Genomic DNA, 6,235 nt, shown 5'->3' with positions numbered 1-6,235 from the left:
GCAGCGGACGTTCCCACAAGCGCCAGTACTTGCTGATCTGGCCCGGACCGAAAGCCAGGTACGCGCCACCCATCGACGGGTCGGTGCTGTAGCGGGTAAGTCTTTTCCTGGTAGTGAACGGACAGAGGGAAGAAGCCCTTGCCTGGATCGGCTTGCTTGGCACCGACTACGGTCACCAATACGCTGACGTCGTCGTCAACGGTGACCAATACTGCGCCGGAGGCCTGACGGGCGATACGGCCGGTCTCGAGGGTAACGGTCGACTGACCGAACTGGAATTTTTTGATTACCGGGTTCACGGTGTCCTACCTTCTTTTGTGGCTCTTGGGGAACTTGTCTTCTTGCGAAATTCTTGGGCAATGTCGGGAGTCGGCCCAACGCCTGTCCAGGGTAAAACGTGTATCCAGATAAAACTTGAGGCTGGGAGCCTGCCATGCGCCAGCGGGAAACCCACTGACACACGGCAGACAACCAACCTCTAGCGCAATCGCTGATTAGCGACGCAGACCCAGGCGACCGATCAGAGCCTGGTAACGGCCCAGATCCTTGCCTTTCAGGTAGTCCAGCAGCTTACGGCGCTGGTTTACCATGCGGATCAGACCACGACGGGAGTGGTGATCTTTACCGTTGGCCTTGAAGTGACCTTGCAGCTTGTTGATGTTGTGGGTCAGCAGTGCAACTTGCACTTCTGGCGAACCGGTGTCACCAACAGCTTGCTGGTAGTCAGCTACGATTTGAGCTTTTTCTTGAACGTCGAGAGCCATGAGGCAATCCTTTTATCAGGAAACCATCCAGGGACGGTTTCAACAGGCCAGGGACAAATCCCTGTATCTAAAAATGAGTAGTGACCGTGCCTGTTGACAGCCACCCTCGCCAGCCTGCTGTTACACAGACTGGTTTCGGTCATTCCGACCGAATCAGTCGACGCGGCGCGATACGCCCGTCTTCGCCCACTTCACCGATACCGATGAAGCGACCGTTGTGATCCTGTACCCGCACCATGCCGAACTTCGGTGCGTCCGGGGCCCGTACTGGCTGGCCATTAAGCCAGTAGAACGAGCTGTGCTCCGAGAACTGCAACAGCGGCCAATCCAGCAAGCCGCTGTCCGATGGCATAAGGAAGCGGTCGACCGCTTCGTTGCCGCCTTCGGCATGTACCGCTTCCAGCTCTTCCAGCGTAACCGTCTGCGCCAGCGTGAAAGGCCCGGCCTGGGTACGTCGCAGTTCTGCAACGTAAGCGCCACAACCGAGTTGCTCGCCAATATCCTCCACCAGGGTGCGGATATAGGTGCCTTTGCTGCAATCCACCGCAAGCCGCGCAGTATCACCTTCAAAGGCCAGTAATTCCAAGCGCGCAATAGTAACAGAACGCGGTTCGCGCTCCACTACTTCGCCTGCACGGGCCAGCTTGTACAGCGGCTGGCCATCACGCTTGAGCGCCGAGTACATCGGCGGTATCTGGCTGATTTGCCCACGAAATTTCGGCAATGCTGCCTCGACATCGGCGCGACCAACGGTCACCGGACGCTCCTGCAAAACCTCGCCTTCGGCATCCGCCGTGGTGGTGGTTTTGCCCAGTTGCGCCAGGGTTTCATAGGCCTTGTCGGAATCGAGCAGGTATTGCGAAAACTTGGTGGCCTCACCGAAGCACAACGGCAGAACGCCGGTGGCCAGCGGATCGAGACTGCCGGTGTGCCCGGCTTTTTCGGCGTTCAGCAACCAGCGAACCTTCTGCAACGCGGCGTTGGAGGTAAACCCCAACGGCTTGTCGAGCAGGATAATACCGCTGACGTTACGACGGATACGTTTGACCTGAGCCACCGATTACTCCTTGGCGTCTTCGGGTTCAGCGGCTATCGGGTGCTGATTGTCTTCAGCCACCGCACGCTCGATCAGGGCCGACAGGTGCGCGCCACGCACGACGCTTTCGTCGTAGTGAAAGTGCAACTGAGGAACGCTGCGCAACTTCATTTCACGAGCCAACTGCATACGCAGGAAGCCGGCGGCGGAGTTGAGCACCTTGATGCTTTGTGCGATGTCTTCGGCGTTGTCCTGTCCCATCACGGTGATGAAAATCTTGGCGTGACCGACGTCACGGCTGACTTCAACAGCGGTAATGGTGACCAGGCCGACGCGCGGGTCTTTGACTTCACGACGGATCAGCTGTGCCAGCTCACGCTGCATCTGATCGCCGATACGTTGGGTACGGCTGTATTCTTTTGAGCCAGACACCCCGGGCGTTGCATTCAAGATTCTCGGCCCGATTAGCGCCGCGAACATTGAAGTCGACATGATCGTGCAGAACGTTGCGCACGATAACACCACCGACTTCACCTTCACCGTGCATCGCAATGACTTCCAGGCTGCACAAACTGTGCTGGAAAACACCGCTCGCGAGATCGGTGCCCGTGAAGTCGTTGGCGACATCAAAATCGCCAAGGTCTCGATCGTCGGCGTCGGCATGCGTTCTCACGCTGGCGTGGCCAGCCGCATGTTCGAATCGCTGGCGAAAGAAAGCATCAACATCCAGATGATCTCGACGTCGGAAATCAAAGTCTCCGTAGTGATCGAAGAGAAGTATCTGGAACTGGCTGTGCGCGCTCTGCACACAGCTTTCGAACTGGACGCGCCAGCTCGCCAAGGCGAGTGATGCGTCTGCCAAAGGGCGCGGTCTGACCGCGCCCTTTGTTTTTTGAATGGTGCGACCCTGAGCTGTTCTTTTGCTCGCGCTAGTCAATACTCAGGCATGTAGGACTATGACCTTTCAGGTTGTAGGTCGAGTGCTTTTTTTTTGCAGACTGTTGTCCCTGAAATGAAATGCGTGAGGAGAAAGGTATGCTGATTCTGACTCGTCGGTGCGCAGAAAGCCTGATTATTGGTGATGGCGAAATCACCGTGACCGTGCTCGGCGTCAAAGGAAATCAAGTGCGTATCGGTGTCAACGCCCCGAAAGAGGTTGCTGTTCACCGTGAGGAAATCTACCTGCGTATAAAGAAAGAGAAGGACGAAGAACCAAGCCATTAATTTTTATCGCTTTTTATGTTTGCAAACGGGGAAAAGGTTGGTTAAGATACGCCCCGTGTTGCGGAGAGCTGGCCGAGTGGCCGAAGGCGCTCCCCTGCTAAGGGAGTACACCTCAAAAGGGTGTCGGGGGTTCGAATCCCCCGTTCTCCGCCATTATTTGCGTAGTACGTTGTAATCTGGCTTCTTCGGTAAGTTGTTGAAATTACTAGAAAAAAGCGCTTTACAAAAAGATTTGACGGCCTATAATGCGCGGCAACAAATGCACTCGTAGCTCAGCTGGATAGAGTACTCGGCTACGAACCGAGCGGTCACAGGTTCGAATCCTGTCGAGTGCACCATTTAAGAGTCATCTGCAGTAATGTGAATGACTTGGCTTCAACCAGTTGTGATCTGGTATAAAAACACAAATGCACTCGTAGCTCAGCTGGATAGAGTACTCGGCTACGAACCGAGCGGTCACAGGTTCGAATCCTGTCGAGTGCACCAAACACCAAAAAGCCCGCGTTTAACGCGGGCTTTTTGCCGTCTGGGATTTGGCTTTCCCCTGGGTGCATCCTTTTTCGTCAAACTCGATCTGTGCGCTGCGGCCTCGCTTGGCGTCGTAGCGGTAGCTCGTGGATGAATTCCTGATACTGACCTTGTCTGGCTTGCCCAGCGCACTCTCGACGTCCTGTTGAGACATGCCGGCGATAATCCGCTGATTGATGATTGCTTCGCGACGTTGTTTTGCGTTGATCAGATTTCCACATTTGTCTTCTGGCTGGCCAACAATGGTGAGCTCCCTTTTCTTGAGCTTCGCTTTGGTTCTTTCGCTTGGTTCGACCTCGGGCATCAGTGCTGAAGCGCTGCCTGGCGTAAAGTTGCGCACGTCTTGCAGTGAGAGGCTTTCCCCGTCCGAACAGCTTAGGGTGGTGAAGGTGGTACTCCCGTTGGGGGCTTCACAGCGGTGCAGAGTGACCGCTTGCGATAGGAGTGGCAGGCAGAGCAGGGGGAGCAAGAAAATATAGCGTGTACTCGATGGCATTAAACGTCCTCCATGACGGTCTATCTGAAGGGTAGCTGCTACATTTTTCGATGAGGGTGTGTTTTTTCTTTTCTGAATGAGTCGTCGCAGTTTGATAGATCAGGACGGCACTCAGCTATGTCTTGCAACCGCTTGTTTCAGCCGCGATTTTTTAACGTTTAAAACCGTCGGGCGGTGTATCATTGCGCCCGTCAGCCCCGCCGGGGCTTGTGGAATACCTCCATGGACTTACCCAGTAGTTACTCAGTACCTCGTTTTTACAATCATGAATTGACTGATTGATCCTTCCGGCGCGCCCCGCTGCTGGGAGTGGAGTTCGCCTATGTCCGATGTTGAAGTAAAGAAAACGCAAGAGAGCCTACAAGACCGTCTCGCTCAGGTTGTTGAGTTGTTGCACCGTCAGCGGGTGGTCGAGGACCTGACTCATCGTCAGGAGGGTCCGCATCACGACCGGGTCGAGAACCTGGTTCATCGCCAAAATCTCGTTGAGCTGCAACGCAAGCTCGATGATCTGCACTCTGCTGACGTCGCCTATATTCTCGAAGCACTGCCGCTCGACGATCGTCTGACGCTCTGGCAATTGGTCAAGGCTGATCGCGACGGCGATATTCTGCTCGAAGTATCCGATTCGGTTCGTGAAACGCTGATCGCCGACATGGACGATCACGAGCTCCTGGCTGCGGCCAAGGATATGGACGCCGATGAACTGGCGGACCTGGCTTCCGAACTGCCGCGAGACGTCGTCCATGAGTTGATGGAAACCCTCGATGGCCAACAGCGAGAGCGCGTCCGCTCCGCGTTGTCCTACGACGAGGAGCAGGTCGGTGCGCTGATGGACTTCGAGATGGTGACTATCCGTGAGGATGTCAGTCTCGAAGTGGTTCTGCGTTACCTGCGTCGCCTCAAAGAATTACCAGGCCATACCGACAAACTGTTTGTGGTCGATTACGACGGCGTGCTCAAGGGCGTGCTGCCGATCAAGCGTCTACTGGTCAACGATCCGGAAAAACAAGTCTCTGAAGTCATGGCCAGCGATCCGGTGAGTTTTCACCCGGACGAAGATGCTTACGACGCTGCTCAAGCGTTCGAACGTTATGACTTGATCTCGGCTCCGGTTGTCGACAAGAACGGCAAGTTGATCGGGCGTTTGACGATCGATGAAATGGTCGACTTGATTCGTGAAGAGAGCGAAAACGAAGTTCTCAACATGGCGGGCTTGCGTGAAGAGGAAGACATTTTTGCGTCAGTCTGGAAGTCCCTGCGTAACCGCTGGGCCTGGCTGGCGATTAACCTGATTACCGCGTTTATCGCCTCCCGGGTGATTGGTCTGTTCGAAGGTTCCATCGAGAAACTGGTGGCGTTGGCGGCCTTGATGCCGATCGTGGCTGGTATTGGTGGCAACTCGGGTAATCAGACGATCACCATGATTGTTCGGGCCATGGCGCTGGATCAGGTTAGTACCGGTAATACGTCGCGGCTGATGCGCAAGGAGTTGGCGGTAGGCCTGATCAATGGGCTGGTCTGGGGAGGGGTGATTGGCATTGTGGCCTACTTGCTTTATGGCAGTTGGTCGCTGGGAGTGGTGATGACCGCTGCAATGACGCTTAACCTGCTGCTCGCCGCATTGATGGGGGTTTTGATTCCTATGACCCTGGCGCGACTTGGGCGTGATCCTGCTATGGGAGCCAGTGTGATGATCACCGCGATGACTGATAGCGGTGGGTTCTTTATCTTCCTGGGGTTGGCGACGATTTTCCTGCTGTGACGTGCAACAGCTATCAAGAAACCCGCCAATTGGCGGGTTTTTTATTGCCGGATTTCAGGCAAAAAAAAGCCAGCAATTATGCTGGCTCTAGCTTTCGGGTTAGATCAGGAAGCGTCGGCGGCCATTTCGGCATCATGGGCAATCAACGAAACAAGTGCGTTTTGCTGGCGGTGGGAAAGTTGGCGGAAGCGCTGCAATAGCTCGCGTTCGTGCAATGACAGCTCCGGGCTGTCCAGGCGCATGCTCAACTCTTCGCCCAGTGCACCTTCCTGAATAAGACTCTGCTCAAGGCGGGCAATGATTTCTGAGTTCATGCTGCGATGATGATTGCGAGCCACCTCGGCAATGCGTTCACGCCCGACCGGTGAAGCTGTCGCGGTCCAGATCGATTGCCCTGACCTTGCCGATAGTCACACCGGCCA

At 55.3% G+C, this 6,235-nt stretch carries 6 protein-coding genes, 3 tRNA genes and 3 pseudogenes; 6 read left to right on the top strand and 6 right to left on the bottom strand.

Annotated features, from left to right (window positions below):
* The 4 genes and pseudogenes from ACQKP4_RS28070 to rbfA all read right to left on the bottom strand — a co-directional run.
* A pseudogene (locus ACQKP4_RS28070) lies at window positions 1-299 on the bottom strand (hypothetical protein); the annotation flags it as partial.
* Between the two features lie 195 nt (window positions 300-494).
* On the bottom strand, window positions 495-764 hold the full coding sequence (gene rpsO / locus ACQKP4_RS28065; RefSeq protein ID WP_003176135.1) for a 30S ribosomal protein S15: 270 nt from the start codon (window positions 762-764) through the stop codon (window positions 495-497).
* 139 nt (window positions 765-903) lie between these two features.
* A complete protein-coding gene (gene truB, locus ACQKP4_RS28060; protein ID WP_427637289.1) occupies window positions 904-1,821 on the bottom strand; it encodes a tRNA pseudouridine(55) synthase TruB in 918 nt (305 codons plus the stop codon).
* A 3-nt stretch (window positions 1,822-1,824) separates the two neighbouring features.
* Window positions 1,825-2,232 (bottom strand): 30S ribosome-binding factor RbfA, encoded by a 408-nt coding sequence (rbfA, locus tag ACQKP4_RS28055; protein ID WP_427637287.1) that lies wholly within the window; start codon window positions 2,230-2,232, stop codon window positions 1,825-1,827.
* Here rbfA and ACQKP4_RS28050 point away from each other — a divergent pair.
* The 5 genes and pseudogenes from ACQKP4_RS28050 to ACQKP4_RS28030 form a co-directional block, all read left to right on the top strand.
* Window positions 2,225-2,650: pseudogene (locus tag ACQKP4_RS28050) on the top strand (ACT domain-containing protein); the annotation flags it as partial. The gene rbfA and the pseudogene ACQKP4_RS28050 sit on opposite strands and share 8 nt — an antisense overlap.
* 185 nt (window positions 2,651-2,835) lie before the next feature.
* The gene (csrA, locus tag ACQKP4_RS28045; RefSeq protein ID WP_002554426.1) at window positions 2,836-3,024 is read left to right on the top strand and encodes a carbon storage regulator CsrA; all 189 of its coding nucleotides are present in this window, start codon (window positions 2,836-2,838) and stop codon (window positions 3,022-3,024) included.
* 62 nt (window positions 3,025-3,086) lie between these two features.
* Window positions 3,087-3,177, top strand: a tRNA-Ser gene (locus tag ACQKP4_RS28040).
* Window positions 3,178-3,285: 108 nt separating this feature from the next.
* Window positions 3,286-3,362: transfer RNA gene (locus ACQKP4_RS28035), tRNA-Arg, on the top strand.
* A 71-nt stretch (window positions 3,363-3,433) separates the two neighbouring features.
* Window positions 3,434-3,510 (top strand) — tRNA-Arg (locus ACQKP4_RS28030).
* 19 nt (window positions 3,511-3,529) lie between these two features.
* Here ACQKP4_RS28030 and ACQKP4_RS28025 read toward each other — a convergent pair.
* Window positions 3,530-4,048, bottom strand: a complete 519-nt coding sequence (locus ACQKP4_RS28025) for a cell envelope protein SmpA (protein ID WP_427637285.1) — start codon at window positions 4,046-4,048, stop codon at window positions 3,530-3,532.
* 322 nt (window positions 4,049-4,370) lie between these two features.
* Here ACQKP4_RS28025 and mgtE point away from each other — a divergent pair, with 322 nt between their 5' ends.
* Window positions 4,371-5,813 (top strand): magnesium transporter, encoded by a 1,443-nt coding sequence (gene mgtE / locus ACQKP4_RS28020; protein ID WP_427637283.1) that lies wholly within the window; start codon window positions 4,371-4,373, stop codon window positions 5,811-5,813.
* 104 nt (window positions 5,814-5,917) lie between these two features.
* Here mgtE and ACQKP4_RS28015 read toward each other — a convergent pair.
* Window positions 5,918-6,169: pseudogene (locus ACQKP4_RS28015) on the bottom strand (Arc family DNA-binding protein); the annotation flags it as partial.
* Between the last annotated feature and the right edge of the window lie 66 nt (window positions 6,170-6,235).

The sequence above is a fragment of the Pseudomonas sp. NPDC086278 genome (assembly GCF_050280905.1).
Lineage (GTDB): Bacteria > Pseudomonadota > Gammaproteobacteria > Pseudomonadales > Pseudomonadaceae > Aquipseudomonas.
Note: the sequence above shows the minus strand (reverse complement) of the source record. Positions and strands in the feature narration are given on the sequence as shown.

Bases quoted from the DNA above. Each gene is read 5' to 3' on its own strand.
- rpsO (WP_003176135.1), bottom strand. From the start codon at position 764: ATGGCTCTCGACGTTCAAGAAAAAGCTCAAATCGTAGCTGACTACCAG.
- csrA (WP_002554426.1), top strand. From the start codon at position 2,836: ATGCTGATTCTGACTCGTCGGTGCGCAGAAAGCCTGATTATTGGTGAT.
- ACQKP4_RS28025 (WP_427637285.1), bottom strand. From the start codon at position 4,048: ATGCCATCGAGTACACGCTATATTTTCTTGCTCCCCCTGCTCTGCCTG.
- mgtE (WP_427637283.1), top strand. From the start codon at position 4,371: ATGTCCGATGTTGAAGTAAAGAAAACGCAAGAGAGCCTACAAGACCGT.